We start from the raw sequence: 2,459 nt of genomic DNA, 5'->3' as shown, positions 1-2,459 counted from the left end.
CGAGGGCGTGAAGCTGGAGGCGATGGAGCTCGACACCTTCTCCGCCAAGTTCGACTTGACGCTTCAGGTGCTGGAGTCGGACGCGGGCCTCAAGGGCTACCTCGAATACACCACCGACCTCTTCACCCCATCCACCGCCGCCCGCATGGCCGAGCACCTGCGCGTGCTCCTGCAGGAAGCCGTCGCGCAGCCGAATGAGTCCGTTGCTCGATTGCCGCTGCTGACCACAGCTGAACGGCACGAAATCCTGGTGGCGTGGAACGCCACGCGGGCGCCGTTCCCGGAAGCGTGCGTGCACTCGCTCTTCGAGGCGCAAGTGCGCAACGCGCCCGAAGCACTGGCCGCGGTGTTCGAGGGGACGGAGTTGACGTACGCGCAGCTGGAGGCGCGCGCCAATCAGCTCGCCCATGCCCTTCGCCGTCGTGGCGTGGGACCCGAGGTCCGCGTCGCACTCAGCGTCGAGCGTTCGCTCGATATCGTCATCGGCCTGCTTGGCATCCTGAAGGCTGGTGGTGCCTGGGTGCCTGTGGATCCACTGCTGCCCCGGGAGCGTCTGGCCTTCATGCTGGAGGACAGCGCCGCGCAGGTGCTTGTCACCCAGCAGGGGCTGGTGGACCGCTTCCCGGAAGGGCTGCGGGGCCGAGCGCTCTGCCTGGACACCGCGCGCGGCGCTCTCGCCGAGGAGTCCACGGAAGCGCCCATGGCGGGAGTGACGCCCGCGAACATGGCGTACCTGCTCTACACGTCGGGCAGCACGGGTACCCCGAAGGGCACGGCGGTGGAGCACCGCAGCGTCGCCAACCTCGTCACGCATGAGGCAGTGGCGTACGGCATCGGGCCGGGCAGTCGCGTGCTGCAGTTCGCGAGCCTCAGCTTCGACCTGTCGGTGGAAGAAGTCTTCACCACGCTCTGCAACGGCGCCACGCTGGTGCTCGCTCCGCTGGAGAAGCTGATGCCGGGCGCCCCCTTGCCCGTGCTGCTTCGGGAGCAACACCTCTCCGTCGTCAGCCTCACGCCCGCTGCACTCGCGGCCACGTCCTCCGAGGGATTACCGGAGGTGCGCACTGTCATCTCCGGTGGTGAGGCCCTGCCCGCGGACGTCGTCGCGCGCTGGGCTCCGGGGCGGCGTCTGCTCAATACGTACGGCCCCACGGAGGCCACCGTCATCGCCACATTCGGCGAGGTGGTCGCGGATGGGAACGTGCCCTCCATCGGCAAGCCGCTGGCGAACGTTTGCGTCTACGTGCTCGACCCGTATGGGCAGCCGGTGCCGATGGGTGTTCGCGGTGAACTGCACATCGGTGGCGTGGGCGTCGCGCGTGGGTACGCAGGGCGCCCGAACCTCACCGCCGAGCGCTTCATCCCGGATGCCTTCTCCTCCACTCCGGGCGCTCGCCTCTATCGCACGGGCGACGTCGTGCGCTGGCGCGCGGACGGCCAGTTGGATTTCGTTGGCCGCATCGACGCCCAGGTGAAGGTGCGCGGCTTCCGCATCGAACTGGGCGAAGTCGAGAACGCCCTGCGTGCCGCTCCGGCCGTGAAGGACGCCGTTGTGCTCGCCCGCGAGGATGCTCCGGGCGACAAACGACTGGTGGCCTACGTCGTGGGTGAAGCGCTCGACGTCACCGCCCTCCGCGCCCACCTCAAGCAGCACCTGCCTGAGTACATGGTGCCCGCCGCCTTCGTCTCCATGGAGGCACTGCCACTGACGTCCAATGGCAAGGTGGACCGCAAGGCCCTCCCTGCCCCGGACGCGGGCCTGCTGAGGGCCTCGCACGCCTACGAAGCGCCTGTGACGCCACTGGAGGAGAAGCTCGCGGCGCTCTGGAGCGAAGTGCTGCGCGTCCCCACGGTGGGCCGCACGGACAACTTCTTCGAATTGGGTGGCCACTCGCTGCTCGCCACCCAGCTGGTGGCCCGCGTGCGCGCCGCGCTCGATGTGGAGCTTCCCCTCCGCGCGCTTTTCGAGGCCCCTACCATCGCGGCCCTTGCTGAACGCCTCCAGCGCTCGGCGACGGGCACGCGCCTGCCGCCCCTCACTCGCACGCGCGCTGAAGGCCCCCAGCCTCTCTCCTTCGCCCAGCAGCGTCTCTGGTTCCTCGACCAACTGGCTCCGGACGATGCGTCCTACAACTTGCCTGTCACCCTGCGCCTGCTCGGGCGCCTGGACGTCGAAGCCCTGCGTCGTTCCTTTGAAGCGCTGGTGGCGCGCCACGAAGCCCTGCGCACCACCTTCTTCGAGCACGAGGGCCAGCCCTTCCAGCGCATTCATGCTCCAGGCTCCTGGTTCCTTCCCGTGGAGGACTTGTCTGGGTTGGAAGAGTCCGCGCGTGAAGCGGAGACGGTGCGGCTGGCCACCCGGGAAGCCCGGCAGCCCTTCCACCTCGTCCAAGGGCCGCTGCTGCGCACTGCCCTGCTGCGGCTGGCCGAGGAAACGCACGTCCTCCTCGTGACGATGC

Annotated in this window: 1 protein-coding gene; it reads left to right on the top strand. The window is 68.8% G+C overall.

The window, feature by feature from the left end:
• Positions 1–22: 22 nt before the first annotated feature.
• The coding region (locus AABA78_RS38705) for a non-ribosomal peptide synthetase (RefSeq protein WP_338270567.1) at positions 23–2,459 on the top strand (2,437 nt) is incomplete at its 3' end.

The organism is Corallococcus caeni (genome assembly GCF_036245865.1).
In the GTDB taxonomy this organism is placed as follows: domain Bacteria; phylum Myxococcota; class Myxococcia; order Myxococcales; family Myxococcaceae; genus Corallococcus; species Corallococcus caeni.
This window is presented reverse-complemented; position numbering and strand designations above follow the sequence as displayed.